Genomic DNA, 26,234 nt, shown 5'->3' on the forward strand with positions numbered 1-26,234 from the left:
ACCTATGGAGACTGAGATGACTGACTACCCTCGCCCACCCTTCGCCCCCCAAGCCCAATCCGTACCCGGCGCCCAGAAGAAAATGGACCCGTACCCCGACTGCGGCGAGAAGAGCTACAAGGGCTCGGGCCGGCTGGCCAACAAAATCGCGCTGATCACCGGTGCCGACAGCGGCATTGGCCGCGCAGTCGCCATTGCGTTTGCCCGTGAAGGCGCCGATGTGGCCATCGCTTACCTGGACGAGCATGAAGACGCCAAGGAGACCGCACGCTGGGTTGAAGAAGCGGGCCGCCAGTGCCTGTTGCTGCCCGGCGATATTGCCCAAAAGGCCACGTGCCAGGCGCTGGTCGACAAGACCGTCGAACAGTTCGGGCGCATTGACGTCCTGGTCAACAACGCCGCGTTCCAGATGACCCACGAAACCCTCGAAGAGATCGAAGACGAGGAATGGGTGCGGACCTTCGATATCAACATCACCGCGATGTTTCGCATCTGCAAGGCCGCCCTGCCCCACATGAAAGCCGGCAGTTCGATCATCAATACCAGTTCGGTCAATTCCGACATGCCCAAGCCAACGCTGTTGGCCTATGCCGCCACCAAGGGCGCCATTGCCAATTTCACCGGCGGCCTGGCGCAATTGCTGGGTGACAAAGGCATTCGGGTCAACAGCGTAGCGCCGGGCCCGATCTGGACACCGCTGATCGTAGCGACCATGACGGACAAAGACGTGCAGAGCTTTGGCAGCGAAACCCCACTGGGGCGCCCCGGCCAGCCGGTAGAAGTGGCGCCGATCTATGTGTTGCTGGCCTCGGATGAAGCCAGCTATATCTCCGGTTCGCGCTACGCGGTCACCGGCGGCAAGCCAATCCTCTAAACCCGGTAAACCACCAAGTAAAGAAGGGGGCTTGCTCCCGATAGCGCAGAGTCAGTCAGTGAGTCGCTGACCCTGCATCTTCGGAAGCAAGCCCCCCCTCTCACATGGTTGACTGAAGTTATAAATCAAACCGGTCCACGGCGCGCCGCCGCTCATTGTCGTCGCGTACGTCATAGCTGGCGGTAGTCTGGATATTGCTGTGGTGCGCGAGTTTCTGCGCGATTGACAGGTCATGTTCCTCAATCACCCGGGTGATGAACGAACGCCTGAAGTCATGCGGCATGATTTTCACGCCAACTTGTTCGCCGCGTTGACGGGCGATGTAATAAATCGCGTGTTTGGTAATGCGCTCACGGGTGATATGGCTGCCCCGGCGAATGCGGTTGAACAGGAACGTATCGTCCTGCTCGCCGTCCTTGAGCTGCTCGCGACGAAAGTCCAGCCAGGCTGTCAGCTTTTCAAATGCCCAGGCGGGCGCGTACTTGATCAACGCCTTGTTGCCTTTGCCGGTCACGCGCAGGCTGCGCTCCTCGAAGTTGATCTGCGCCAGGTCGAGGTTCACCGACTCTGACTTGCGCATGCCCGACCCATACAAAATGCCGATCACCGCCGCATCCCGCAGGCCCTGAGGGCGCGGGTCGGCAGCGCAGACTTCCATCAGTTCGCGAATCAGGCTGCGGCGCAAATTGCGCCCCTGGCCCAGTCGGGTCCCGGGCGCCGCCTTGACCGAGCGCATCTTGAGCAGGTGGTCCTGGCTGATCAGGCTCATGCGCCAGGCTTCGTTCATGACCCCACGCACGGCATTCACATACAGCGAAGAGGTGTTGGGCGCGTAGCCGTCCTCGCGCAGTGCGGCGACCAGGGCAATCACGTGTTCAGGTTGCAGCAGGTGCCAGTCGATGTCTTCGAGGTTGATGTCTTCGAAGCCCAGGCGGTCGGCGGCGTCCTGCAGCACGTAGCGCATGGTCAGTTGGCTGGAGGGCGCGAGGCGAGTGAGGTAAAGGGTCAGCGGGTTGCGGATGGACTCAGTCAAGGGAGATCAGCCTTTGGATTAAATACCTCGATCAAGCCATTGTTTAATCGAGGTATTTAGTGAATTGGCGAAGGCCGAGTCTAGCGCAGGACCGGCCCTGGCACCAAATCACGGGGCCGTTTCGTCATCCCCGGTCGCGTCGTCGGGCTGAGGCTGGGTCTGGGATTGACTCCACTCGGTGTCCTGCTTCTGCATCAGCGCGAACCAATGCTGGCGCATGAACGCCAGGTAGCTGTCCGGCGCCTTGGCAAAGTCCTTTTCATCGCCATAGCAGCCCGGCAGAGGTAACTCGGTGCCCTGCTCCTTGTACTGACTGACCAGCGCCTGCTGCGCCGCCACGCTGCAATCCTTGGGCAGCGGCATACCCCGCAAGGCGCCGGCTTCCTCGTCCCACCAGCTCGCCCCAACGCGATCGACGCCGCGCAGGCGGTACTTCTGGGATTTGCCAACGTGCATGATCAGTTTGAATTCGTTGGGGCTGACATCGCTGGTGCACGTGCGCGAATAGCCCACCGTGGCCTGGGTGATGCCGTCGCCGGTGAGGTCGGTGACTTTGGTGGCCGCCATGTCAAAACGCAGCGCGGCGTCGAACTGGCAATGCTGCACATCGTCATAGAGCATCCACACGCGCTTGGGATGATCGCCAGCGAGCAGGTATTGCGCGGCGTAGACGAACGCCGACTGGGTGCCATCGTCATCGCGTTCGCTGACCTGTTCGGCGAGCACCAGAAGGTTCTTGCCCTGGCTGTCGTCCCAGGTGTAGGCCGCGACCTGTTTGCCGCGCACTTCGACGCCTTCGGGCACCTGATCGACAGAGGTAAGCGCCACGCCATCATCGGCGCGCACGGTCGTGACGCAGGCCACAGCCATCAACAATCCCATCAACGCAGGCCGCAACTGGCCGCGTAAAAGCTGCACGCTATTCATCCGAGTACCCTGGCAAGAGATGGCTTACTTTACCGGCACTTGAGGGGCAATGCAGAGAAGTTTGTTGAATAAAACCGGCGGCACACTGCAAGCTGCAAAAAACGCCACGGTTTTACCGGTTCAAGGTATCCCCTGGCGCCTCAGTTACTTAGCTGAACCCTAGCTGTCTACCTGTCAAATAAACGAGTTTTTCATCCGCCTTTCATATTCGTTCAACATTTTTCCGCTTAATCTTGGCCCCAGGACTTGAGAACGAGGCGCGTGTTATCGGACTAACTTGTTGATTACGCTTTACCTTTGAGACATTTCGTCTTTACTACGCTTGCCCATGGAAGAAATTATTGCCAGTCTCAGGAAGGTCGAATGAACACCGCAAACCCACGCTATGTTTAATCAGTTTTCTGAACCTTCAGCCGCCGATGACTGCTGTTTTCACGCGCCAACCTGCTCTAGCCCCGAGGTCATGAATCTTTGAAACCCTACCCTATTCATTGCGTGTCGATCGTCATCCCGGTCTACAACGAACAAGAGAGCCTGCCTGAATTGCTGCGTCGCACAAGCGCAGCTTGCAAGCAACTGTCCTACGAATACGAAATCATCCTGGTCGATGATGGTAGTCGCGACAATTCGGCCCAATTGCTGGAAGACGCTGCTGCGCAAGAAGGCAGCCATGTAGTGGCGGTGATCCTCAACCGTAACTACGGCCAGCATGCGGCGATCATGGCCGGCTTCGAGCAGTGCCGTGGCGAAGTGGTAATTACCCTCGACGCCGACCTGCAAAACCCGCCGGAAGAAATCCCGCGCCTCGTCGAGCAAGCCGCCCTGGGCTACGACGTGGTCGCCACCGTGCGCAACAACCGCCAGGACTCGGCGTTCCGCCGCTGGCCTTCGCGCCTGATCAACCTGGCCGTGCAACGCTCCACCGGCGTGGCCATGACCGACTACGGCTGCATGCTGCGCGCTTACCGGCGCACCATCGTCGACGCCATGCTGGCCTGCCGCGAGCGCAGCACCTTCATCCCGATCCTGGCCAACGGTTTTGCCCGCCACACCACGGAAATCCTGGTGCATCACGCCGAGCGTGAGCACGGCGAATCCAAATACAGCGCCATGCGCCTGATCAGCCTGATGTTCGACCTGCTGACGTGCATGACCACCACGCCGCTGCGCCTGCTGTCGATTGTCGGTTTCAGTTTGGCCGCCCTGGGCGTGCTGTTCGCCTTTGCGCTGGTCATCCTGCGCCTGGCCTTTGGTGCACAGTGGGCTGGCGATGGCATGTTCGTGCTGTTCGCGGTGCTGTTCGTGTTCACCGGTGGCCAGTTCATCGGCATGGGCCTGTTGGGTGAATACCTGGGTCGCATGTACAGCGATGTACGCGCCCGCCCCCGTTTCTTCATTGAAAAAGTGCTGCGCAACCAACCGGCAGCACCGGCTCCAGTGGTCGTTGTTGACGGCCTGGTGTCCTCCCATACCTCCACTTCTACTTCTCCTTCCGATCAGGTTTCGTCATGAATTCAAAAGCTGTTGTCTTCGCTTACCACGATATTGGCTGTGCAGGCATTGAAGCCCTGCTGACCGCCGGCTACGACATTGCTGCCGTGTTCACCCATGCCGACGACCCCAAGGAAAACAATTTCTACGGTTCCGTCGCCCAACTCTGCGCCCGCAACGGCATCCCGGTGCACGCACCGGAAGACGCCAACCACCCGCTGTGGATCGAGCGCATCGCCAAGCTGAACCCGGATTTCATCTTCTCGTTCTACTACCGCAACCTGCTGAGCGAAGCCTTGCTGGCCACCGCCAAAAAAGGCGCGTTCAACCTGCACGGCTCCCTGCTGCCGCAATACCGTGGCCGTGCACCGGCCAACTGGGTGCTGGTCAACGGCGAAACCGAAACCGGCGTGACCCTGCACCGTATGGTCAAGCGCGCCGATGCCGGCCCGATCCTGGCCCAGCAGAAAGTCGTCATCGACCGTACCGACACCGGCCTGACCCTGCACGCCAAGCTGCGTGACGCCGCCACCAGCCTGCTGCGCGATGCACTGCCGCAATTGGCCCAGGGCAAACTGGCTGAAACCGCACAGGACGAAACCAAGGCCACCTACTTTGGCCGTCGCACCGCTGCCGATGGCAAGCTGGACTGGAAAAAGCCGGCTGAAGAGCTGTTCAACCTGGTTCGCGCCGTCACCCAACCGTACCCGGGCGCCTTCTGCGCTGTGGGCGAGCACAAACTGATCGTTTGGCACGCTGAAGTGGTCAAGGGCAACGAAGGCCTGGCCCCAGGCCGCGTAATCAGCGTTAACCCGCTGCGCATTGCCTGCGGCGAAGACTCGCTGGTGGTCAAGTTCGGCCAGCGCAACGAAAACGGCCTGTACCTGGCCGGCCCTTCGCTGGCGGATGAACTGGGCCTGGTGGACGGTTCCGTGCTGCGCGGCGCCGAGTCCGGCCGCAAGCCACGCCGTACCCGCGTACTGATCCTGGGTGTGAACGGCTTTATCGGTAACCACCTGTCCGAGCGCCTGCTGCGTGACGACCGTTACGAAATCTACGGCCTGGACATCGGCTCCGACGCCATCGAGCGCCTGCGCAGCCACCCGAACTTCCATTACGTGGAAGGCGACATCAGCATTCACTCCGAGTGGATCGAGTACCACATCAAGAAGTGCGACGTGGTCCTGCCGCTGGTGGCCATCGCCACGCCGATCGAATACACCCGTAACCCGCTGCGCGTGTTCGAACTGGACTTCGAAGAGAACCTGAAACTGGTTCGCTACTGCGTCAAGTACAACAAGCGCGTGATCTTCCCGTCGACCTCCGAAGTCTATGGCATGTGCCAGGACCAGTACTTCGACGAAGACACCTCCAACCTGGTCGTCGGGCCGGTCAACAAGCAGCGCTGGATCTACTCGGTCTCCAAGCAACTGCTGGACCGCGTGATCTGGGCCTACGGCGACAAAGGCCTGAAGTTCACCCTGTTCCGTCCGTTCAACTGGATGGGCCCGCGCCTTGACCGTCTGGACTCTGCGCGTATCGGCAGCTCTCGCGCCATCACCCAGTTGATCCTGAACCTGGTGGAAGGCACGCCGATCCGTCTGTTCGACGGTGGCGAGCAGAAGCGCTGCTTCACTGACATCGCCGACGGCATCGAAGCCCTGGCGCGCATCATTGATAACGACAATGACAACTGCAACGGTCAGATCATCAACATCGGTAACCCGGAAAACGAAGCCAGCATCCGTCAGTTGGGCGAAGAACTGCTGCGTCAGTTCGAAGCTCACCCGCTGCGCAGCAACTTCCCGCCGTTCGCCGGTTTCCGCGACGTAGAGAGCAAGGCGTTCTACGGCACCGGTTACCAGGACGTGGCACACCGCAAGCCAAGCATCGAAAACGCCAAGCGCCTGCTGAACTGGGAGCCTACCGTTGAGATGAGCGAAACCATCGGCAACACCCTGGACTTCTTCCTCAAGGAAGCCATGCTCGAAATCGCGGACAAGAAGTAATGAAGGCAGGCTTGCGCATTGACGTCGACACCTACCGTGGCACCCGTGAAGGTGTGCCGCGGTTGCTCGAATCCCTGGATGAAGCCGGGGTTAAAGCGACGTTCTTCTTCAGCGTTGGGCCGGACAACATGGGGCGCCACTTGTGGCGCCTGATCCGCCCGCAATTTCTGTGGAAGATGCTGCGTTCCAATGCCGCCGGGCTGTATGGCTGGGATATCTTGCTGGCCGGCACCGCCTGGCCGGGCAAACCGATTGGCCGTGACCTGGGGCACTTGATGCGCCAGGCCAAGGCGGCCGGCCATGAAGTCGGCCTGCACGCGTGGGATCACCACGGCTGGCAGGCCAACACCGGGCGCTGGAGCGAGGCACAGCTCATCGAGCAGATCCGTCGTGGCGTAGACACCCTGAGCGACATTCTGGGTGAACGCATCGACTGTTCAGCGGCCGCCGGTTGGCGTGCCGATGAGCGCGTGGTGCAAGCCAAGCAAACGTTCAACTTTCGCTACAACAGCGATTGCCGGGGCACCAGCCTGTTTCGTCCGACCTTGGCCGATGGCAGTGCGGGCACCCCACAAATTCCGGTAGACCTGCCGACCTTCGACGAAGTGGTCGGGCCGGTAGTGGCTGCCAAAGACTTCAACAGCTTCATTCTTGACCGGTTTAACGCGTCGAAGCTGAACGTCTACACGATCCACGCAGAAGTAGAAGGGATTCTGATGGCTGATGATTTTCGCCAGTTGCTTGCCCAGGCCGGGCAGCGCGGCATCGACTTTCAACCCCTGGGCGACCTGCTGCCCGCGGATGTGACCACCCTGCCCCAGCAACACCTGGTGCGCGGCGCGTTGAGCGGCCGTGAGGGTTGGCTCGGAGTGCAGCAGGCATGATCCGGCGCTGGGCACTGCCCCTGCTCCTGTTGGCGTTTGGCGTGTTTTACCTGTTACCGCTGGCCAGCCACGGCCTGTGGATTCCCGATGAGACCCGTTACGCGCAGATCAGCCAGGAAATGCTGTTGACCGGCAAATGGGCCTCGCCGCATTTCATGGGCATCCGCTACTTCGAGAAACCCGCTGCCGGCTACTGGATGATCGCGCTGGGCCAGGCGATCTTCGGTCAGAACCTGTTCGGTGTGCGCTTTGCTTCGGCCCTGAGCACCGGGCTGAGCATTCTGCTGGTTTACCTGGTGTCGCGCCGCTTGTGGAATGACCCGCAAAAAAGCCTGGTCAGCACCGTGCTGTACATGAGCTTTGTCAGCGTGGCATTGCTGGGTGGCTACGCCAACCTGGACCCGCAATTCACCTTCTGGGTCAACCTGACCGGCGTTGCGCTGTGGTTCTGCTTTGACAGCAGCACCCGCCAGGGCCGCTTGGGGTCCTGGGCGTTGCTGGGTTTTGCCTGCGGCATGGGTTTCATGACCAAGGGGTTTCTGGCCTGGTTGCTGCCGGTGTTGATCGCCCTGCCCTATGCAATCTGGCAGAAGCGTTTTCGTGAGTTACTCGGGTACGGCGTGGTTGCCGTGGTCGTGGCCATTATCGTCAGCCTGCCCTGGGCGCTGGCCGTGCACCTGCAAGAGCCGGATTACTGGAACTTCTTCTTCTGGCACGAGCATATCCAGCGCTTTGCCGGTGATGACGCCCAGCACGCCGAGCCGTTCTGGTTCTATCTGCCGCTGATGGTCGCGTTCTCGCTGCCGTGGATTGCGCTGTTGCCGTCCACGATCAAACAGGCGTGGCTGCAAAAACGCCTGCCGCAGACCGCCTTCCTGTTGCTGTGGCTGCTGATGCCCCTGGCATTTTTCAGCCTGGCCAAAGGCAAGCTGCCGTCGTACATCATGCCGTGCCTGCTGCCGTTGGCCTTGTTGATGGGCTCGACCCTGAGCGACAAGCTCGCCCTGGGCCACGGCCGGGCCTTGCGCATCAACGGCTGGTTGAACCTGGCGCTGGGTGTTCTGGCGGTGCTGGCGCTCAGCTGGTTCCAATTGAAAAAGCCTGTGTATGACCACGGCGAAGAAACCCTCAGCCTGGTGCTGCTGTTCACCTTTCTGTTCGGCTGGATCGTGGTCAACCTGCTCCAGGCGGCGCGCCCGCTGAAACTGTGGGCCGCGCCGGTGATCGGCAGCTGGCTGCTGGTGGCATTGGTGCCCGCCGCCTTGCCGCATTCGGTGGTTTACAACAAGACCCCGGACCAGTTCATCATCGATCACCTGGACGAACTGCAACCCACTGCCTCCCTGCTCAGCAATGACCTTGGCGCGGCCTCGGCGCTGTCGTGGCGCATGGGGCGTCCGGACGTCAGCCTCTACAACACGGTCGGCGAAGTGAAATACGGCATCGCCTACCCGGACACCGCGCACCGCAGGATCGATACCCACGAAGTCCAGCAATGGATGAGCGAGGCGCGCAAGAAAGGTTCTGTCGGTGTGGTCATGCGGGTCAAGGGTGACGATGAAGTCGCCGAAGTCAACCTGCTGCCCAAGGACGGTAAACGCTATGAGCAAGGCAACATTGTGATCCTGATTTTCCCACAGGCCGCGCAATGATCACCCTGCTTCTATTGCTGGGCGCATGCCTGCTGACGTGCATGGGCCAGGTCTCGCAAAAGTTTGCCGTGGAAAGCTGGCGCGACCAGCCGGAGGGTTGGGCGCCCAAATTGCGCTCGCCGTGGCTGTGGTCGGCGCTGGTGTGCCTGGGCCTGGGCCTGCTGGTCTGGCTGCTGGTGTTGCAGCGCCTGGAAGTGGGCATCGCCTACCCGATGCTCAGCCTGAATTTTGTACTGGTCACGCTGATGGCGCGCTTTGTTTTCCATGAACACATCGACGGCCGGCACTGGCTGGGCGTGGCGCTGGTGATCGGCGGTGTGGTGTTGCTGGGGCGTCACGTATGAGCCGGACTCAAGGCTTTGCCCTGGCCCTAGGCAGTGTCGGCCTGGTCAGCGCCGCCCAATTGGGCATGCGCTGGAGCATGACGCGCCTGCCGCTGCCAGCCGACTGGCTGAATGCGTTCAACAGCAATGCCATCGACCTCGGCGCCTTGGGCGTGGTGATCCTGGCGATCATCGCCTATGCGCTGTCGATGCTGTGCTGGCTTGGCGCACTCAAGCATTTGCCGCTGGGTCGCGCCTATTCGCTGCTCAGCATCAGCTACGCGTTGGTCTACCTGCTGGCTGCCAGCCTGCCGGTGTTCCACGAAGCTTTTTCGCTTTCAAAAACCCTGGGGGTGGCGTTGGTCATCCTCGGTGTTCTGGTTATTAACTCTCGTCGTGCTAGCGTTGCAAGCCCCAGGAATGTCCCATGAAAATCAGTGTATTTGGTAGCGGTTACGTCGGTCTGGTGCAGGCCACCGTATTGGCCGAAGTCGGTCACGATGTGATCTGCATGGACGTGGACAAGAGCAAGGTCGAGTCGCTCCAGAAAGGCCATGTGACCATCTTCGAGCCGGGGCTTGCGGCCATGGTCAAGGAAAACCTGGAAAGCGGGCGCCTGCACTTTACCTTCGATGAAAAGCTCGCGGTCGAACACGGTGAAGTGCTGTTTATTGCCGTGGGCACGCCGTCGGATGAAGACGGCTCGGCCGACCTCAAATACGTGCTGTCGGTGGGCGATGCCGTGTCCCGCCACCGCGTGGAGCCGGTGATCCTGGTGGAAAAATCCACCGTTCCCGTCGGCACCGGCGACACCCTGCGTGCGCACATCGAAAAGAACCTGCGCACCGCCGGCCGGCAGCTGGAGTTCGATATCGTCTCCAACCCGGAATTTCTCAAGGAAGGCTCGGCCGTCGCCGACTGCCGCCGTCCGGACCGCATCATCATTGGCTGCGAGCGCGAGGAAGTGCGTGAAGTGATGCGCGACCTCTACGCGCCGTTCAACCGCAACCATGACCGCATCATCTTCATGGACCTGCGCAGCGCCGAACTGACCAAGTACGCCGCCAACTGCATGCTGGCGACCAAGATCAGCTTTATCAACCAGATCGCCGAGCTGGCCGAACACCTGGGCGCGGACATCGAAGCCGTGCGCCTGGGCATCGGTGCCGACTCGCGGATCGGTTACCACTTCATCTACCCCGGTTGCGGCTACGGCGGCTCCTGCTTCCCCAAGGACATGCGCGCCTTGATCCACAGCGCCAAGCAAGCCAACTGCTCCAGTGACTTGCTGGAAGCCGTGGAAGCGATCAACCAGCGCCAGAAGAGCAAGCTGTTCGAGCGCATCAACGCTTACTTCAAGGGCAACCTGCAGGGCAAGACTTTTGCCTTGTGGGGCCTGGCGTTCAAGCCCAACACCGATGACATGCGCGATGCACCGAGCCGTGTGCTGATGGAGGCCTTGTGGGCCGCGGGTGCCAATGTCCGTGCATTTGACCCGGAAGCCATGCAGGAAACTCAGCGCATCTACGGCGACGAGTCACGCCTGACGCTGTTGGGCACGCCGGAATCGGCCTTGAGCGGCGCCGATGCGCTGATCGTCTGCACCGAATGGCAGCAGTTCAAGGCGCCGGATTTCGACCTGATCCACGCACGCCTGAAAAACCCGGTGATCTTCGACGGTCGCAACCTGTATGACGGCGAACGCCTGGCACGCAAAGGCTTCAAGTACTTCCCGATGGGCCGTGGCGACTCCTGTGAACTGCCGATCCCTCAGCAAAACTGGGTACAGCAGGTCAAGGAAGCCTGATACGTGAACAAAGCTTATCCGCCCCTGCTCACTGCAACGATCCGTCACCAGTCGCTGGGGCTTGGGCTCCTGGCGCTGGTGCTGTTTATTGCCGGCAACTGGCACCAGGCGATTATCGGGTTTGACTCGCGCTTCGTGGTGTTTGCCCAGGAAATGCTGCGTCATGGGCCGAGTTTTTTCCCCACGACCTACGGGCAGCCCTACGCCGATTACCTGGCCACCTCGACCGTGTTGACGTGGTTGTTCTCGTTGCCCTTGGGCCAGGTCACCAGCTTGACCGCCTGGTTGCCCACGGCCATCGCTTCGGCGCTGATTGTGATGCTGGTGTATCGGCTGACGGCGCCCTACTCCGTGCGCTGGGGCCTGCTGAGTATTGCGATGTTGCTGCTCAGCAGCACCTTCATCAGTGAAACCCGGGCGGTGTCCCTCGACCAGATGCTCGCGGCAGTGGCCTTGGCGGTGTTTTACCTGGGGTATGCGCATGATCACTTCGCCAGCCCGAAACGCCTGCACTGGCTGTTCCTGTTGCTGATCGTCGGCTTCGCCATCCGTGGGCCGATCGGCCTGGTGATTCCGACCGGCGTGCTGTGCAGCTATTACCTGCTCAACCGGCAGTGGCGCCAACTGTTCACCTTCGGCCTGATTGCCCTGGCGTTGCTGGCGGCCTGTGTGGGCCTGTTGCTGTTGCTGGCCAAGCTCAGCGGTGGCGAGGACTTCATGCAAGACGTGATCCGCATGCAGTTCCTGGGGCGCATGGATGGCACCGAAGGCTCCAGCGGCGCGCTGTATTACTTCACCAGCTCGCTGGGCAATTATGCCCTGGCCTATCCACTGGCACTGTTGGTGCTGGTGGCGGTGGCCGTCGGCGGGCGCCGCACGCCAGACCCGGCCTTGCAGCTGGTGCTGTATTGCGCCGCCGCCGGGTTGCTGGTGATGCTGGGCTTGTCGGTGCCTCAGGCAAAAAAGGCGCGCTACATCCTGCCGATGTTGCCGATGGCGGCGATCCTTGCGGCCTACCCGTTCCAGGTCACCCAGGGGCGGCTGTTTGCAGGGCTGCGCGCCTTGATGCTGGGTATCTGGACGCTGATGCCGGCACTGCTGGCCGTCGGGCTGGTGGTGGCGCGCCGACGTTACGCCGAGCAACTGGGCAACCTGGGGGTGATATTCGGCGTACTGGGCGTGCTTCAGGTACTGGCGCTGCTGGCGGTCTTCAACGTGCGGATACGCGCGACGGGGCCAGCCTTCGCTGCGGCACTGGCGCTCTGGACGACTTACATCGTGGTGGTTGAACCCCTGGAGCGCGCGCTCTACGACACGCGCACCTTCACCCTGGCGGTCAAAGACCAGATCACGCAGCAGCCGGCGCCTGTGGTATTGCACGGGTTGGGCAAGGATGCGAAAGCCATCAAGTTCATGGTCAACTTCAACTGCGACAAGGTGCCGTTGTTTACCCATTCCTCCGCAGACCTGGCCCCGCTGCAAGGGCCTGCCTGGCTGGTGATGAGCGCGCAGGATTTCGAAAACCTGCAGGACCCGCGCTTGAAATCGGTTACGCCGACGCTTACCGGGGAGTTTGACAAAGACCCTTATGTGCTGCTGCATCTGGGGAAAACCCCGGCACCCTGATCGCGGTGCTGGCCGTGTGTACAAGACGACGCCCACTTCAACTGGAGTGGGCGTTTTCGTTGCTGCAACCGAGAAAGCACCTACACAGCTATGCGTAACGGCTGGTGCACTTTGTCTTCCGGCGCCTGGAACCCAAATGTAGACTCGTTTGCCAGGTGCGCTTACCCATTCCGGCCCCAACGTCTGGCTTATCTCACCAGCCCGAGGCTGGCGCACCCTGGATAACAAGAACGCAGTAGGCCCGCCCATACACACGGCGGTTTACGCATACGAGGGCAATGCCGTGGCGCAAGATCCGATGTCAATTCCCGTGCCGAGGCTGGATCGGTTGATGGCACTGCGCGACGCCCTGGTGGCGTTGAAGGGGCCCCTGGCCAGCGACCTGACGCTGCAGGAAAACCTGCAAAGACAGCTGTTCAATGAAGAGACCGACAGGCGCGTATTGGGCCATGTCAGCCCACCCTTTGCGCAGATGACGCGCCTGATTCCTTTCGGCGAAGTCATTTGAACGCACTTGCAACAATTTGATTTCAATAAACTTGCACTCAACCCTCATTAATATGCAGTGGAGCCCTTGAGCAAAGGTCGGCACACTGTGCAGGTTCCTCCCCCAAACGTTGGAACTTTCAAGGGCTTTTCCGGGCAACCAGGCAAGCCTTTTTTTTCGCCCGCAATTTCAGGACCGCTTTAATGCTTACCCGTTGGTTACCTGCTGCAATCAATACCCGCCCTGCTGAATGGAGCCGTGCAGCGATCGGCATGGCCCTGGGCACGCTGTTCAGTGTTTGGGTGTGCGCCCAAGTGTTTGGCATGGAGGTCGCGCTGCACCTGCTTGGCCCGCTGGGTGCCTCGGCTGTGTTGCTGTTTGCGGTGTCTTCCGGCGCGCTGGCCCAACCCTGGTCGATCATCGGCAGCTATTTGTGCGCGGGTGTTGTTGCCCTGCTGGTCGCCCGCGTATTGGGGCGTACGCTGGGCAGCGCATGCCTGGCGGCGGGCATGACCGTTATCCTGATTTGCTGGCTGCGCTGCCTGCACCCGCCGGCCGGTGGCCTGGCAATGACGTTGGTACTGGCAGACCCGGCCTCCATCGCCCTTGGGTGGCAGGTGCTGGCGCCGGTCATGCTGGGCGCGGGTGCGCTGCTGGCGTGTGCACTGGCGTATAACAACGCCACGCGCGCGCGCTATCCCAGGGGTGCGGTCGAGTCACCGGCAGCGGTCATGGGCAATACGGCGTCCGCAACAGACCCGGCCATCACGGCGGCCGACTTGAAACTGGCGCTGGCCGAGATGGAGCAGTTTTACGATGTGCAACCGAGCGAACTCGAACAGTTGATCCATGCCGCAGAAGGCCATGCGCGACGCCGCAGCATCGGCGAAGTACTGGCCCGCCGCGCCGCCTGAGCCTGCGTGCATAAATGCAAAAACGACCTGCAGGATTCCGGGTTGTACTGGGCAAATTTGCACTGGTACGATCGCGAGAAGGTTCGTCCGCGAACATCTTGATAAAGAACAATAAAAGCAGGGAGTTACAGATGACTGCTCAGGTTTCATCCGAAGCAAGCCGCGCCGAAATTCTTCAGGACGAAGTGCTGGCCGACGTTCGCAACCACATCGGCCACCTCACCCTCAATCGCCCCTCTGGCTTGAACGCCATCACCCTGGACATGGTTCGCAGCCTGACAGCGCAGTTACAGGCCTGGGCGGATGACCCGCAGGTCTACGCCGTGGTGCTGCGCGGTGCTGGCGAAAAGGCCTTCTGCGCCGGGGGCGACATCCGTTCGCTGTACGACAGCTTCAAGAACGGCGACAGCCTGCACGCCGACTTTTTTGTCGAGGAGTACGCCCTCGACCTGGCCATCCACCATTACCGCAAACCCGTCCTGGCGCTGATGGACGGGTTCGTGCTCGGCGGCGGCATGGGCCTGGTGCAAGGCGCTGATCTGCGCGTGGTCACCGAGCGCAGCCGCCTGGCGATGCCGGAAACGGCCATTGGTTATTTCCCGGATGTGGGCGGCAGCTACTTCCTGCCGCGCATACCCGGCGAGTTGGGGATTTACCTGGGCGTCACCGGCGTACAGATTCGCGCGGCCGACGCGTTGTATTGCGGGCTGGCGGACTGGTACCTCGAAAGCACCCGGCTCGCCGACCTGGACCAGAAACTCGACCGCCTGCAATGGCAGGACTCGCCGCTCAAAGACCTGCAAGGCGTACTCGCCAAACTGGCTGTGCAGCAATTGCCCGACGCGCCGCTGGCAGCATTGCGCCCGGCCATCGACCATTTCTTCGCCCTGCCGGACGTGCCAAGCATCGTCGAGCAGTTGCAGCAAGTCACCGTCGCCGACTCCCATGAGTGGGCACTGAACACCGTCGCACTGATGCAGACCCGTTCTCCGCTGGCGATGGCCGTCACCCTGCAAATGCTGCGCCGGGGCCGCCGCCTGCCGCTGGAACAGTGCTTCGCGCTGGAATTGCACCTGGATCGCCAGTGGTTCGAGCGCGGCGACCTGATCGAAGGGGTACGCGCGTTGATCATCGACAAGGACAAAACGCCGCGCTGGCGCCCAGCCACGATCCACGACCTGAACGCCACCCATGTGGAGAGCTTCTTCCACGACTTCAAGCAGTTTGGGAGATAAGCCATGCAAGATATTGAATACACAGAAGAACAAGTGATGATTCGCGACATGGCGCGCGACTTTGCCCGCGGTGAAATCGCGCCCCATGCCCAAGCGTGGGAGAAAGCCGGTTGGATCGATGATGCCCTGGTCGCGAAGATGGGCGAACTGGGCCTGCTGGGAATGGTGGTGCCCGAAGAATGGGGTGGCACCTATGTCGATTACGTCGCCTACGCCCTGGCGGTTGAAGAGATCTCGGCCGGCGACGGCGCCACCGGTGCGCTGATGAGTATCCACAATTCAGTCGGTTGCGGGCCAATCCTCAACTACGGAACACAAGCGCAGAAAGAAGCCTGGCTGCCCGACCTTGCCAGTGGCCAGGCCATCGGCTGTTTTTGCCTGACCGAACCCCAGGCAGGGTCCGAAGCCCATAACCTGCGCACACGCGCCGAACTGCGCGACGGCCAGTGGGTGATCAATGGCGCCAAGCAGTTTGTCAGCAACGGCAAACGCGCCAAGCTGGCCATTGTGTTTGCGGTGACGGATCCGGACTTGGGCAAAAAAGGCATTTCCGCGTTCCTGGTGCCCACCAATACGCCAGGGTTTGTGGTTGACCGCACAGAACACAAGATGGGCATTCGCGCGTCGGATACCTGCGCCGTCACCCTCAACCAATGCACGGTGCCTGAAGCCAATTTGCTCGGTGAGCGTGGCAAAGGCCTGGCTATCGCCCTGTCCAACCTCGAGGGCGGGCGCATCGGCATTGCTGCCCAGGCCCTGGGCATCGCCCGCGCGGCCTTTGAGGCGGCGCTGGCGTATGCGCGCGATCGCGTGCAGTTCAACCAGGCGATTATCGAGCACCAGAGCGTCGCCAACCTGTTGGCCGACATGCAAACCCGCCTGAATGCCGCACGGTTGCTGATCCTGCACGCCGCGCGCTTGCGCAGTGCCGGCAAGCCGTGCCTGTCGGAAGCGTCCCAGGCCAAGCTGTTCGCCTCGGAAATGGCCGAGAAGGTCTGCTCCTCAGCGATGCAGATTCACGGTGGGTATGGGTATCTGGAAGATTATCCGGTGGAGCGTTACTACCGGGATGCGCGAATCACGCAGATTTACGAGGGCACGAGCGAGATTCAGCGGATGGTGATCGCGCGCGAGCTGAAGAACTACCAGCTCTAAGCTAATACAGGCTGTGCAGGCGCTCGCTTGCCAGCGACGCAGGCACCTCGGTTCACCTGTTGGACCGAAGTGAAGCTATTGCAGGCAAGCCAGCTCCCACACCTTGATCGGTGATGACGTTGCAATCGGCGAACGTGTTCGCCTGATTGCCAGCGTATTCAAGCGCTCCCCACGCTAACCAATACGCTGCAAAACCAAAGTGGGAGCGGGCTTGCCCGCGAATACGGCGTATCAGTCAGCGAATGTATCGACTGATCCAGCGCATTCGCGAGCAAGCCCGCTCCCACACGTTGCGTTCCAGCAGTCTTGAAGCCGGTTACTTATCGTTGAACTCCGGCGCACGCTTGGCCACAAACGCCGCCATCCCTTCCTTCTGATCCTGCGTTGCAAACGCCGCATGGAACACCCGGCGCTCAAAGCGCACGCCTTCGGAGAGGCTCACTTCAAACGCGCGGTTCACGCTTTCCTTGACCATCATGCTGATCGGCACGGATTTGCCGGCGATCAGCGTCGCCACCTTCAGCGCCTCTTCCAGCAGCTCATCTGCCGGCACGATACGCGCCACAATCCCGCAACGCTCGGCTTCCACCGCATCGATAAAACGCCCGGTCAGGCACATTTCCATGGCCTTGGCCTTGCCCACCGCGCGGGTCAGGCGCTGGGTGCCGCCCATGCCCGGCAGCACGCCGAGGTTGATTTCCGGCTGGCCGAACTTGGCGCCGTCGCCCGCGAGGATGAAGTCGCACATCAACGCCAGTTCACAGCCGCCGCCCAAGGCAAAGCCGTTGACGGCGGCAATGATCGGCTTGCGCCGGTTGGCTACGCGGTCGCTGTCGCTGAACAGGTCGTCCAGGTAAATCTGAGGGTAGGTCAGCTCGGCCATTTCCTTGATGTCGGCACCGGCGGCGAAGGCTTTTTTCGAGCCGGTCAGCACGATGCAGCCGATTTGCGGGTTGGCTTCCAGGCTGTCCAGCGCCTGGTTCAACTCGCTGACCAGTTGCGCATTCAGGGCGTTCAGGGCTTGCGGGCGATTGAGGGTAATCAGCCCGACGCGGCCCTGGACCTCGAGCAAAATGGTTTCGTAACTCATGGAATGGCTCCTTAAAGATTGCGTGAGATGACCATGCGCTGGATATCGCTGGTGCCTTCGTAAATCTGGCAGACCCGCACATCGCGGTAGATCCGCTCCAAGGGAAAGTCGCTCAGGTAACCGTAACCGCCCAAGGTTTGCAAGGCGGCCGAGCAGACTTTTTCGGCCATTTCCGAGGCGAACAGCTTGGCCATCGAAGCCTCGACCAAGGCTGGCTTGCCGCTGTCGCGCAGGGCGGCGGCGTAATGCACCATCTGCCGGGCGACGGCAATTTGCGTGGCCATGTCTGCCAGGCGAAACGCCACGGCCTGGTGTTCGATCAAGGTTTTGCCGAAGCTTTCGCGCTCGCGTGCATAGTCACGTGCGGCTTCAAATGCCGCACGCGCCATGCCCACCGATTGCGAAGCGATGCCGACGCGGCCGCCTTCAAGGTTGGCCAGGGCGATCTTGTAGCCTTCACCCTCCTCGCCCAATCGGTTGGCGACCGGCACCTTCACGTCTTCAAACAGAATCTGGCAGGTGTCGGACGCATGCTGGCCGAGCTTGTCTTCGACCCGTGCGACGGTGTAACCCGGTGAGTCGGTGGGCACGATAAACGCGCTGATCCCGCGCTTGCCGGCGGCCGGGTCGGTGACCGCAAACACGATCACGATCCCGGCGTTTTGCCCGGAGGTGATGAACTGTTTGCAGCCATTGAGCACGTAGTGATCGCCGTCCAGGCGCGCGCGGGTTTTCAGGCTGCTGGCATCGGAACCGGCCTGCGGTTCGGTCAGCGCAAAGGCGCCGAGCATGGCACCGCTGGCCAGCGGCGTGAGGAACTGTTCTTTCTGCTGATCGTTGCCGAATTTCAGAATCGGCACGCAGCCCACCGAGTTGTGCACGCTCATGATGGTCGAGCACGCGCCGTCACCGGCGGCGATTTCCTCCAGGGCCATCGCATAGGCCAGGTAGCCGGTGTCGCAACCGCCCCACTGTTCCGGTACCAGCATGCCGAAAAAGCCCAGCTCGGCCATCTCGCCGATGGCTTGCTTGGGAAAGCGGTGCTCGCGGTCCCACTCGGCAGCGAACGGTTTCAAGCGCTCCTGGGCAAATTGCCGGGCTGCTTCGCTGATTTGCAGTTGTTCGTCATTGGGCAGCATAAAAAGTCCTTAATACACGCATTCAACGGCCATGGCCGTGGCTTCACCGCCGCCGATACAAATGGCCGCAACGCCGCGCTTGAGGCCTTTCTGGCGCAGCGCCGAGAGCAAGGTCACCAGAATGCGCGCGCCCGAAGCGCCGATCGGATGCCCCAGCGCGCAGGCGCCGCCGTGGATGTTGACCTTGCTGTGGGGGATTTCCAGCTTGCTCATGGTCACCAGGCTGACCACCGCAAAGGCTTCGTTGATCTCGAACAAATCCACTTCGCCAAGGTGCCAGCCGGTCTTGCTCATCAGCTTGCGAATCGCCCCCACCGGCGCCACCGGGAACAGCCCCGGCTCGTCGGCGAACGCCGCGTGCCCATGGATGATTGCCAGCGGTTTGAGCCCACGCTTTTGCGCGTCGGACTGACGCATCAGCAGCAGCGCCGCCGCGCCGTCAGAGATCGAACTGGAGTTGGCCGCCGTCACCGTACCGCCTTCGCGGAAAGCCGGTTTCAGGCTGGCGATCTTGTCCAGCTTGGCTTTGGGGGGCTGTTCGTCATGCAGGATGGTTTTTTGCTCTTTACCGACGGTGACCTGCACCGGGACGATCTCGGCGGCGAAGCTGCCGTGGGTGATCGCCTCCTGGGCACGGGTCAGCGAGGCAATGGCGAAGGCGTCCTGGGCTTCACGGGTAAAGCCGTTGTGCTCGGCACAGTCTTCGGCAAAGGTGCCCATCAGGCGGCCCTTGTCGTAGGCGTCTTCAAGGCCGTCGAGAAACATGTGGTCGAGCACCTTGCCGTGGCCCATGCGGTAGCCGCTGCGCGCGCGGTCCAGCAGATACGGCGCGTTGGACATGCTCTCCATGCCACCGGCCACCACCACCTCGACACTGCCGGCCAGCAGCGAGTCGTGGGCGAGAATGGTCGCCTCCATGCCCGAACCACACATTTTGTTCAGCGTGGTGCAGCGCGTGGCCTTGTCCAGCCCGGCGCCCAGCGCTGCCTGACGCGCAGGCGCCTGGCCGAGGCCGGCGGGCAATACGCAGCCGAACAGCACTTCATCCACCGCGTCCGGGGCGATGCCGGCGCGTTCGACGGCGGCGCGAATCGCGGCGGCACCCAGTTGCGGCGCACTCAGGCCCTTGAGGTCGCCCTGGAACCCGCCCATGGGCGTGCGGACGGCGCTGACGATAACAATCGGATCGTGCATGAAAAATTCTCCTTACTTGGCGGCCATGCGCAAGGCGCCGTCGAGACGGATGACCTCGCCATTGAGCATGCTGTTTTCAATGATGTGCCGCACCAGCGCGGCGTACTCGGCCGGTTTGCCCAGGCGTGGCGGGAATGGCACGCCGGCGGCCAGGGAATCGCGCACCTCTGGGGTCATGCCGGCCATCATGGGCGTTTCGAAAATGCCTGGGGCGATGGTCATGACCCGGATGCCAAAGCGCGCCAGTTCGCGGGCAGCCGGCAGCGTCAGGCTGGCGATGGCGCCTTTGGACGCGGCATACGCCGCCTGGCCGATCTGCCCGTCAAAGGCGGCCACCGACGCGGTATTGATGATCACGCCACGCTCGCCGTCGGCATTCGCCTCGGTTTCAGCGATGGCGGCGGCGGCCAGGCGCAGCAGGTTGAAGCTGCCGATCAGGTTGACGTTGATCACTTGGGCAAAGCTTGCCAGCGCATGCGGGCCGTTCTTGCCGAGGATTTTCTCGCCACGCACCACACCGGCGCAGTTCACCAACCCATGCAAACCGCCGAACGCGGCGACGGCTGCTTGCACGGCCGCTTCGGCAGCGGCTTCCTGGCTGATGTCCGCCACGGCGCTGCGGGCGTTATCACCCAACTGCCGGGCCTTGGCCGCGACGGCTTCGGCGTTGAGGTCCACCAGCATCACCTTGGCACCGGCGGCTACCAGCATCTCAGCGGTGGCCGCGCCGAGGCCCGAAGCCCCGCCGCTGACCAGGAATACCTTGTTTTCAATCTGCATCTTTAGTTCCTTTGAAAGGGATCACGCCAAGGCTGCTTGAGCCTTGGCGATTTCCTGATTACGCAAAATAAAACGTTGCAGCTTGCCGCTCGGGGTTTTCGGCAAGTCGCTGACAAATTCGATTTCTCGCGGGTAGGCATGCGCGGCGAGGCGCTTGCGCACGTGCAGGCGCAGCTCTTCGGCCAGTTCAGGCGTAGCGCGGTATTGCTCGTTGAGCACCACAAAGGCTTTCACCAGCTCGGTGCGTTCCGGGCAGGGCTTGCCGACCACCGCGGCTTCGACCACGGCCGGGTGCTCAACCAGGGCGCTTTCCACGTCGAAGGGGCCGACGCGGTAGCCAGAGGTGGTGATCACGTCATCACTGCGCCCGACAAAACTGATGCTGCCGTCCGGGTTCAGCTCCACGGTGTCGCCGCTGAGGTAGTACTTGCCGACAAAGGCCTTGGTCTTCACGCCGTCGTAACCGGCGAACCAGCACATCGGCGACTGTTCGCGGTCAATGGCGAGAATGCCCGGCTGGCCGGCGGGCAGTTCCTGATGGTTGTCATCGAGCACCACGATGCGGTGCCCCGGCGAGGCAAAGCCGGCTGAGCCAACATGCACCGGATGCGCCAGGCCATGGTGGTTGCACAGCACCATGCCCAGTTCGGTCTGGCCATAGTGGTCGTGGATGGTCACGCCCAGGTTATCGGCGAACCAGCGGATCACTTCCGGGTTCAGGGGTTCGCCGGCGCTGCTGACAATGCGCAGTTTGCCCTTGATCGCGCGGGCGAACTGCTCACCGCCGGCAATCAGCAGGCGGTACGCGGTCGGTGAGCCCGTCAGGTTGGTGATGCCGTACTTGTTGATCACCCGGCAGGTGCTCTCCAGGGTGAACGGCCCATCGTAAAAGGTGATCGGGTGGCCCATGGACAACGGCCCGGTCACGCCAAAATAGATGCCGTAAGCCCAACCCGGGTCGGCAACGTTCCAGAACGCGTCTTCGGGGCGAAGGTCTACTGCGTCGCGGGTGTAGCGCTCAAAGGCAACGATGGCCTTGAGCGGCACCGACAGGGCTTTCGACGGGCCGGTGGTGCCCGAGGTGAACATCAGCAAAAACGGCGCGTCACCGTCCAGCATCACCGGCTCGCAGGCGTTGGAATAATTCGGCAGTTCGGCCCAGAAGCTGTAGTCGCCACGCACGATGCCTTCGCCCCTGGCCCCGGCGACGGTAACGATGGTCGGGCAACCTTCCACGTCCGCAAGCTTGGGCCGATTCACCGCGTCGGTGACCACCAGTGCGGCGCCCGAACTGCTCAAGCGATGTTCAATGGCCTTGGGCCCGAAAGCGGTAAACAGCGGCTGATAGACCGCGCCGATGCGCCAGGTGGCGAACACCACCACCAGCAATTCTGCGGTGCGCGGCAGCAGGCCGGCCACCTTGTCGCCGCGTTTGACGCCCTGGGCCAGGAGGAAATTGGCGAAGCGGGCGGCCTGGTCCTGCAAGTCTGTGAAGGTGGACGTGGCGCTGCGCCCGTCCTTGCCTTCCCAGAACAGCGCGATGCGGCCCGGCAGCGCATGCCGGTCGCAGCATTCCACGCAGGCATTGAGTGCCTGCAGGTTGCCGGCCAGTGCGGCGTCGACGGTGTGCTGGTAATCAAACTCGGTAGTGGCAGCCAAATACTCACGCATCGCTTCAAATCCTTGTGGTTTTTATTTTCAGGACGTTTTTGAACACGTAAACCGTGGAAATAGTCGCTCTGCAGCGTTACAGCAGCAATGGTCAAAGCCTTCAACTTGGCTGACTGGTTTGGCCAATCATTGAGCGCGCTGATCAGCCGGTCAGTTCAAGTGATTGGACGCCCGCCCGGGTTGCTTCTAACCTTGGGGCCTGCACCACCAAAGAAGCCTCCCTGCAATGATCGTTCGTCCCAAACCCAACCTCCTGGGCATCCTGTTTTCCCTCAAGGGCTCGATTGCCAAGCGCATCGCGCTGCGCAGCCTGCTGGTGACCTTGCTGGCCTCGGTGATCGTGCTGGTTGAAACCTTGCACCCGGCGTATTTTTCCAAGGTCAACGCCACGCCGTTCACCTTGCTGGGCTTGTCGTTGTCGATCTTCATGAGCTTTCGCAATAACGCTTGCTATGACCGCTGGTGGGAAGGCCGCAAGCAGCTGGGGCAAATGATCATCGATGTGCGCTCGCTGATCCGCGAAACCCAGGTGCTGACTGACCCGGCTGAGCGCAGTGGGCTACTGCGCGGTCTGTGCGGCTTTGCCCATGGCCTGATTGCGCGCCTGCGCCATGAAGACGAGGCCGGCGCCATCACGCCGTGGATCGGCGTTGTTCGCGCGCACCCGAACCTTCCAGACGCTGTGCTGCAACTACTGGGCGCGCGCTTTTCCGGGCTGGCCGAGCAAGGCGTCATCAGCGAATGGCGCTACACCCAGCTGGAAACCCGACTGGTCAGCCTCAGCCAGGTGCAGGCGTCGTGCGAGCGGATCAAGCACACGCCGCTGCCCTTTCCTTACACGCTGTTGTTGCACCGCACCATCTACCTGTTCTGCATTCTGCTGCCGTTTGCCATGGCCGAGCCGCTGGGCTGGCTGACGCCGGTGTTCACCGCCATCGTCAGCTACACCTTCTTTGGCCTGGATGAAATCGGCGACGACCTAGAAGACCCGTTCGGTTTTGATGAAAATGACCTGCCGTGCAATGCCATCGTGCGCACGTTGGAGCGGGAGATTCTTGCCGCTCTCGGCGAAAGCGACTTACCGCCTGCCCTGGAACCGATTGAATACGTGCTGACCTGATGCGGGTTTGACACTCGCCGTGGTCTGACCGAAGCTGATGGCTTTGCACTAGCTGCCACCAGCTTTTGGACGCCTGCATGTCAAAGTCACGCCGTTACTCCATCATCGGCCTGTGCGCCCTGTTGTTGATTGTGTTGCTCACCTGGTTTTTCTCCCGCCCTACCCCGGTGGCCGTGCCGCCGGCGATTGCCCATGGTTACGCCAAAGCCTTGAAGCAGGCGCATAACGGCGAACCCGGCGCCGCGCGCGTGCTGTACCAACAGCTCGGCCGGCCGGACCTGTCGCCTGAACGTCGCGCTGCCTTGCACGCCGAATTGCCCAACTACCCAAGCCCGCAGGCGCTGAAGCTCGCCGACAAAGACCTGGCCAATGATTCGCCAGTGGTGCGTGAGGCGGCGATCCACAGCATTGTCGGCCTGGTGCCCAGCGGCCAACGCGTCTTGTTGCTGGGGCCGGTGCTCGACGATTCCGAACAGGCGGTGCGCTTTGCTGCCGCCAATGCCTTGCTCGGTCTGTCGCCGGACACCCTGGGGCTGTACTTCGGGCCGTTGCAGCAAGTGCTCGATGAGTTTGTGAAAACCCTCAAAAGTGAGCCGGAAACGGCCGAAAGCTGGATTCAACTGGCGCGCCTCTACATCCATAGTGCGCTGCTGCCAGACGCCCAAAATGCCCTCGAACAGGCCATGCGCTTGCAACCGGACAACCTGCAGGCGGTGGTCGCGCAAATCGAACTGCTGGACAAACAAGGCAAGACCGATGAGTCGCGGCAACTGCTGGCACGTCAGTTGGCGGCTCACCCCGACTCGGCTTACCTGCAGCATGCGCTGGGCATGTGGCTGTTGCACCATGGCGAGCGCCCGTACGCCCTGCTCGGCCTGTCCAAAGCGGTAGAGCTTGAACCGGACAATCAGGATTACCGTTACGACCTCGCCACGACCCTGCACGCCCAGGAAGAGTTGGAAGCCGCCCAGCGTCAGCTGGAAGACATCATTCAGCGCCATCCGGCCAACCGCAAGGCGCGGGTGTTGCTGGTCAATTACTGGAAAGAAAGCGGCCAGCTGCAAAACGTGCAGGTATTGCTGGCGCAACTTGAGCAACAGAACCCGGATGACCCGGCGTTGCAGCAAGGTCTGTAGGGCATTGCAAAAAGTTGTAATCCATACCCAGGCTTGTACAATTTTCGCGAAACGTTGAACCGCCACGGGCCTCCACGGTCAAGTGAATATGGCGCGCCCGAGGCGGCGCGCTCCTCTATTTGTACGTGACCTGAGGGCACTTCTTGTCTACATCCAACGAGCTGTTCAGTGAAAAGGCGGCCACCGGCATCGAAGGTCTTGATGACATTCTTTCCGGGGGGTTATCGCGCAGCCACCTGTTCCTGCTGGAAGGCGAACCCGGCACGGGCAAAACCACCATTGCGCTGCATTTTTTGCAGGCCGGTGCGAAGAACGGTGAACGTTCGCTGTACATCACCCTCTCCGAAACCGAGCGCGAATTGCGTCAGGGCGCCAAGTCCCATGGCTGGGACCTGGATGACAATATCCACATCTTCGAGCTGACCCCGCCAGAGAGCCTGCTCGACGCCAACCATCAGCAAAGCCTGCTGTACTCCTCCGACCTGGAGCTGGGCGAAGCCACACGGCAAATTTTTGAAGTGGTGGAGCGGGTCAAACCGACCCGCGTGGTCATCGACAGCCTTTCGGAGATCCGTCTGCTCGCGCAAAGCTCCCTGCGTTATCGTCGGCAGATCCTGGCAATCAAGCATTACTTCGTGCGCTACGACACCACCGTGCTGCTGCTGGATGACCTGACCACCGAATCGCTGGATAAAACCGTACACAGCGTGGCGCACGGGGTGATTCGCCTGGAAGAACTGACGCCCAACTACGGCGCCGAACGCCGCCGGGTGCGGGTGGTGAAATACCGTGGGCAAAAATACCGCGGCGGCTTTCATGACTTCACCATCATGGGCGACGGCGTGCATGTGTTCCCGCGGCTGGTCGCCGCCGAGCATCGCGGCGGGTATGTCCGCCAGACCCTGAGCAGCGGCATTGTCGAACTGGACAGGCTGATGGGCGGCGGCGTCGAAACCGGCTCCAGCAGCCTGATTCTTGGCCCTGCGGGCACCGGTAAATCCCTGATTTCCATGATTTTCGCCGCAGCGGCTGTGGCGCGTGGCGAGAAAGCTGCGCTGTTTATCTTCGACGAAGAACTGGGTTTGTTGTTCGAACGCATGAAAAACATGGGCATCGACCTCGCTGCCCTGCAGGACACCGGCAACCTGCTGATCGAACAGGTGGACGCGGCCGAGTTGTCGCCCGGCGAGTTCTCGCACCGAGTGCGCCGTTGTGTTGACGAGCGCGGGATCAAAACCGTGGTCATCGACAGCATCAACGGCTACCAGGCGGCGATGCCGGAAGAAAACGCGCTGATCCTGCACATGCATGAGCTGTTGCTGTACCTCAATCGCCGGGGAGCTGCCACGTTCATGACCGTCGCCCAGCACGGGCTGGTCGGTGACATGCAAGCCCCTGTCGACATTACGTACCTGGCCGATACCGTGATTTTGCTGCGTTACTTCGAAGCACTGGGCAAGGTACGCCGGGCCATCTCGATCATCAAAAAGCGCACCGGTTCGCATGAGTCGACCATTCGCGAGTACCGCATTGGCAGCCGTGGCATGACGGTGGGCGAGCCGCTCGACAACTTCCAGGGCGTGCTGCGCGGCATCCCGACTTTCAACGGCAGCGGCTCACCCTTGCTCAAGGAAGAGGGATCGTGATCGGCGTTTCTCCTGCCTCCGAGCGCGCAATCATCCTGGCG

General features: G+C 61.6%; 23 protein-coding genes. 16 read left to right on the forward strand and 7 right to left on the reverse strand.

Features of this window, described 5'->3' with window-relative positions:
- The first annotated feature begins 16 nt into the window (after positions 1 to 16).
- Entirely contained in the window at positions 17 to 874 is an 858-nt protein-coding gene (locus C4J83_RS15275; RefSeq protein WP_119740376.1) for an SDR family oxidoreductase, read from the forward strand.
- A 118-nt stretch (positions 875 to 992) separates the two neighbouring features.
- On the opposite strand, the gene C4J83_RS15280 is transcribed toward C4J83_RS15275, so the two are convergent.
- Both C4J83_RS15280 and C4J83_RS15285 read right to left on the reverse strand, forming a co-directional pair.
- Positions 993 to 1,907 carry a site-specific integrase gene (locus C4J83_RS15280; RefSeq protein WP_106579209.1) on the reverse strand — a complete coding sequence of 305 codons (915 nt, stop codon included), beginning with the start codon at positions 1,905 to 1,907 and terminating at the stop codon, positions 993 to 995.
- A 108-nt stretch (positions 1,908 to 2,015) separates the two neighbouring features.
- Positions 2,016 to 2,834 carry a M949_RS01915 family surface polysaccharide biosynthesis protein gene (locus C4J83_RS15285; RefSeq protein WP_119740374.1) on the reverse strand — a complete coding sequence of 273 codons (819 nt, stop codon included), beginning with the start codon at positions 2,832 to 2,834 and terminating at the stop codon, positions 2,016 to 2,018.
- 471 nt (positions 2,835 to 3,305) lie between these two features.
- On the opposite strand from C4J83_RS15285, the gene arnC reads away from it, so the two are divergent.
- The 12 genes from arnC (at position 3,306) to C4J83_RS15345 (ending at position 16,417) form a co-directional block, all read left to right on the forward strand.
- Entirely contained in the window at positions 3,306 to 4,346 is a 1,041-nt protein-coding gene (arnC, locus tag C4J83_RS15290) for an undecaprenyl-phosphate 4-deoxy-4-formamido-L-arabinose transferase (protein WP_124417495.1), read from the forward strand.
- Positions 4,343 to 6,334: a bifunctional UDP-4-amino-4-deoxy-L-arabinose formyltransferase/UDP-glucuronic acid oxidase ArnA gene (arnA, locus tag C4J83_RS15295; RefSeq protein WP_119740370.1), complete on the forward strand. Its 1,992-nt coding sequence runs from the start codon at positions 4,343 to 4,345 to the stop codon at positions 6,332 to 6,334. The genes arnC and arnA overlap by 4 nt, the downstream gene beginning before the upstream one ends.
- The gene (gene arnD, locus C4J83_RS15300) at positions 6,334 to 7,218 is read left to right on the forward strand and encodes a 4-deoxy-4-formamido-L-arabinose-phosphoundecaprenol deformylase (protein WP_124417496.1); all 885 of its coding nucleotides are present in this window, start codon (positions 6,334 to 6,336) and stop codon (positions 7,216 to 7,218) included. Before arnA ends, arnD begins: the two co-directional genes overlap by 1 nt.
- On the forward strand, positions 7,215 to 8,870 hold the full coding sequence (gene arnT, locus C4J83_RS15305) for a lipid IV(A) 4-amino-4-deoxy-L-arabinosyltransferase (RefSeq protein WP_119740366.1): 1,656 nt from the start codon (positions 7,215 to 7,217) through the stop codon (positions 8,868 to 8,870). The genes arnD and arnT overlap by 4 nt, the downstream gene beginning before the upstream one ends.
- A complete protein-coding gene (arnE, locus tag C4J83_RS15310; protein WP_106579203.1) occupies positions 8,867 to 9,214 on the forward strand; it encodes a 4-amino-4-deoxy-L-arabinose-phosphoundecaprenol flippase subunit ArnE in 348 nt (115 codons plus the stop codon). Before arnT ends, arnE begins: the two co-directional genes overlap by 4 nt.
- A complete protein-coding gene (gene arnF / locus C4J83_RS15315; RefSeq protein WP_124417497.1) occupies positions 9,211 to 9,624 on the forward strand; it encodes a 4-amino-4-deoxy-L-arabinose-phosphoundecaprenol flippase subunit ArnF in 414 nt (137 codons plus the stop codon). The genes arnE and arnF overlap by 4 nt, the downstream gene beginning before the upstream one ends.
- Entirely contained in the window at positions 9,621 to 11,000 is a 1,380-nt protein-coding gene (locus C4J83_RS15320; RefSeq protein WP_106579201.1) for a UDP-glucose dehydrogenase family protein, read from the forward strand. Before arnF ends, C4J83_RS15320 begins: the two co-directional genes overlap by 4 nt.
- 3 nt (positions 11,001 to 11,003) lie before the next feature.
- On the forward strand, positions 11,004 to 12,626 hold the full coding sequence (locus C4J83_RS15325) for an ArnT family glycosyltransferase (protein ID WP_124417498.1): 1,623 nt from the start codon (positions 11,004 to 11,006) through the stop codon (positions 12,624 to 12,626).
- Between the two features lie 331 nt (positions 12,627 to 12,957).
- Positions 12,958 to 13,134, forward strand: coding sequence for a hypothetical protein (locus C4J83_RS15330; RefSeq protein WP_237266725.1), 177 nt, complete (start codon positions 12,958 to 12,960; stop codon positions 13,132 to 13,134).
- 182 nt (positions 13,135 to 13,316) lie between these two features.
- On the forward strand, positions 13,317 to 14,027 hold the full coding sequence (locus C4J83_RS15335) for an HPP family protein (RefSeq protein WP_124417499.1): 711 nt from the start codon (positions 13,317 to 13,319) through the stop codon (positions 14,025 to 14,027).
- Positions 14,028 to 14,158: 131 nt separating this feature from the next.
- Positions 14,159 to 15,262: an enoyl-CoA hydratase/isomerase family protein gene (locus tag C4J83_RS15340; protein ID WP_124417500.1), complete on the forward strand. Its 1,104-nt coding sequence runs from the start codon at positions 14,159 to 14,161 to the stop codon at positions 15,260 to 15,262.
- Positions 15,263 to 15,265: 3 nt separating this feature from the next.
- On the forward strand, positions 15,266 to 16,417 hold the full coding sequence (locus tag C4J83_RS15345; RefSeq protein ID WP_106579197.1) for an acyl-CoA dehydrogenase family protein: 1,152 nt from the start codon (positions 15,266 to 15,268) through the stop codon (positions 16,415 to 16,417).
- 316 nt (positions 16,418 to 16,733) lie between these two features.
- Here C4J83_RS15345 and C4J83_RS15350 read toward each other — a convergent pair whose 3' ends face one another.
- From C4J83_RS15350 to C4J83_RS15370, 5 genes are read right to left on the reverse strand one after another with little or no spacing between them, the layout of a single operon-like run.
- Positions 16,734 to 17,507, reverse strand: a complete 774-nt coding sequence (locus C4J83_RS15350; RefSeq protein WP_106579195.1) for an enoyl-CoA hydratase — start codon at positions 17,505 to 17,507, stop codon at positions 16,734 to 16,736.
- Between the two features lie 11 nt (positions 17,508 to 17,518).
- Positions 17,519 to 18,646, reverse strand: coding sequence for an acyl-CoA dehydrogenase (locus tag C4J83_RS15355; RefSeq protein ID WP_124417501.1), 1,128 nt, complete (start codon positions 18,644 to 18,646; stop codon positions 17,519 to 17,521).
- A 9-nt stretch (positions 18,647 to 18,655) separates the two neighbouring features.
- Complete coding sequence (locus C4J83_RS15360; RefSeq protein WP_124417502.1) at positions 18,656 to 19,840, reverse strand: acetyl-CoA C-acyltransferase; 1,185 nt, start codon at positions 19,838 to 19,840, stop codon at positions 18,656 to 18,658.
- A gap of 12 nt (positions 19,841 to 19,852) precedes the next feature.
- Positions 19,853 to 20,620, reverse strand: coding sequence for an SDR family NAD(P)-dependent oxidoreductase (locus C4J83_RS15365; RefSeq protein WP_124417503.1), 768 nt, complete (start codon positions 20,618 to 20,620; stop codon positions 19,853 to 19,855).
- A gap of 21 nt (positions 20,621 to 20,641) precedes the next feature.
- A complete protein-coding gene (locus C4J83_RS15370) occupies positions 20,642 to 22,291 on the reverse strand; it encodes an AMP-binding protein (RefSeq protein ID WP_124417504.1) in 1,650 nt (549 codons plus the stop codon).
- A 226-nt stretch (positions 22,292 to 22,517) separates the two neighbouring features.
- Between C4J83_RS15370 and C4J83_RS15375 the strand changes: the two genes are divergently transcribed.
- The 3 genes from C4J83_RS15375 (at position 22,518) to C4J83_RS15385 (ending at position 26,193) form a co-directional block, all read left to right on the forward strand.
- Positions 22,518 to 23,411, forward strand: coding sequence for a bestrophin family protein (locus C4J83_RS15375; RefSeq protein WP_124417505.1), 894 nt, complete (start codon positions 22,518 to 22,520; stop codon positions 23,409 to 23,411).
- Between the two features lie 77 nt (positions 23,412 to 23,488).
- The gene (locus C4J83_RS15380; RefSeq protein ID WP_119740345.1) at positions 23,489 to 24,547 is read left to right on the forward strand and encodes a tetratricopeptide repeat protein; all 1,059 of its coding nucleotides are present in this window, start codon (positions 23,489 to 23,491) and stop codon (positions 24,545 to 24,547) included.
- Between the two features lie 143 nt (positions 24,548 to 24,690).
- Positions 24,691 to 26,193, forward strand: a complete 1,503-nt coding sequence (locus C4J83_RS15385) for an ATPase domain-containing protein (RefSeq protein WP_119740343.1) — start codon at positions 24,691 to 24,693, stop codon at positions 26,191 to 26,193.
- Positions 26,194 to 26,234: the final 41 nt, after the last annotated feature.

The sequence above is a fragment of the Pseudomonas sp. LBUM920 genome, from assembly GCF_003852315.1.
Lineage (GTDB): Bacteria > Pseudomonadota > Gammaproteobacteria > Pseudomonadales > Pseudomonadaceae > Aquipseudomonas.

Bases quoted from the DNA above. Each gene is read 5' to 3' on its own strand.
- arnF (WP_124417497.1), top strand. From the start codon at position 9,211: ATGAGCCGGACTCAAGGCTTTGCCCTGGCCCTAGGCAGTGTCGGCCTG.
- C4J83_RS15350 (WP_106579195.1), bottom strand. From the start codon at position 17,507: ATGAGTTACGAAACCATTTTGCTCGAGGTCCAGGGCCGCGTCGGGCTG.
- arnT (WP_119740366.1), top strand. From the start codon at position 7,215: ATGATCCGGCGCTGGGCACTGCCCCTGCTCCTGTTGGCGTTTGGCGTG.
- C4J83_RS15320 (WP_106579201.1), top strand. From the start codon at position 9,621: ATGAAAATCAGTGTATTTGGTAGCGGTTACGTCGGTCTGGTGCAGGCC.
- C4J83_RS15335 (WP_124417499.1), top strand. From the start codon at position 13,317: ATGCTTACCCGTTGGTTACCTGCTGCAATCAATACCCGCCCTGCTGAA.
- arnA (WP_119740370.1), top strand. From the start codon at position 4,343: ATGAATTCAAAAGCTGTTGTCTTCGCTTACCACGATATTGGCTGTGCA.
- C4J83_RS15330 (WP_237266725.1), top strand. From the start codon at position 12,958: ATGGCACTGCGCGACGCCCTGGTGGCGTTGAAGGGGCCCCTGGCCAGC.
- C4J83_RS15345 (WP_106579197.1), top strand. From the start codon at position 15,266: ATGCAAGATATTGAATACACAGAAGAACAAGTGATGATTCGCGACATG.
- C4J83_RS15370 (WP_124417504.1), bottom strand. From the start codon at position 22,291: ATGCGTGAGTATTTGGCTGCCACTACCGAGTTTGATTACCAGCACACC.
- C4J83_RS15355 (WP_124417501.1), bottom strand. From the start codon at position 18,646: ATGCTGCCCAATGACGAACAACTGCAAATCAGCGAAGCAGCCCGGCAA.
- C4J83_RS15365 (WP_124417503.1), bottom strand. From the start codon at position 20,620: ATGCAGATTGAAAACAAGGTATTCCTGGTCAGCGGCGGGGCTTCGGGC.
- C4J83_RS15275 (WP_119740376.1), top strand. From the start codon at position 17: ATGACTGACTACCCTCGCCCACCCTTCGCCCCCCAAGCCCAATCCGTA.
- C4J83_RS15285 (WP_119740374.1), bottom strand. From the start codon at position 2,834: ATGAATAGCGTGCAGCTTTTACGCGGCCAGTTGCGGCCTGCGTTGATG.
- arnE (WP_106579203.1), top strand. From the start codon at position 8,867: ATGATCACCCTGCTTCTATTGCTGGGCGCATGCCTGCTGACGTGCATG.
- C4J83_RS15375 (WP_124417505.1), top strand. From the start codon at position 22,518: ATGATCGTTCGTCCCAAACCCAACCTCCTGGGCATCCTGTTTTCCCTC.
- arnD (WP_124417496.1), top strand. From the start codon at position 6,334: ATGAAGGCAGGCTTGCGCATTGACGTCGACACCTACCGTGGCACCCGT.
- C4J83_RS15340 (WP_124417500.1), top strand. From the start codon at position 14,159: ATGACTGCTCAGGTTTCATCCGAAGCAAGCCGCGCCGAAATTCTTCAG.
- C4J83_RS15360 (WP_124417502.1), bottom strand. From the start codon at position 19,840: ATGCACGATCCGATTGTTATCGTCAGCGCCGTCCGCACGCCCATGGGC.
- C4J83_RS15380 (WP_119740345.1), top strand. From the start codon at position 23,489: ATGTCAAAGTCACGCCGTTACTCCATCATCGGCCTGTGCGCCCTGTTG.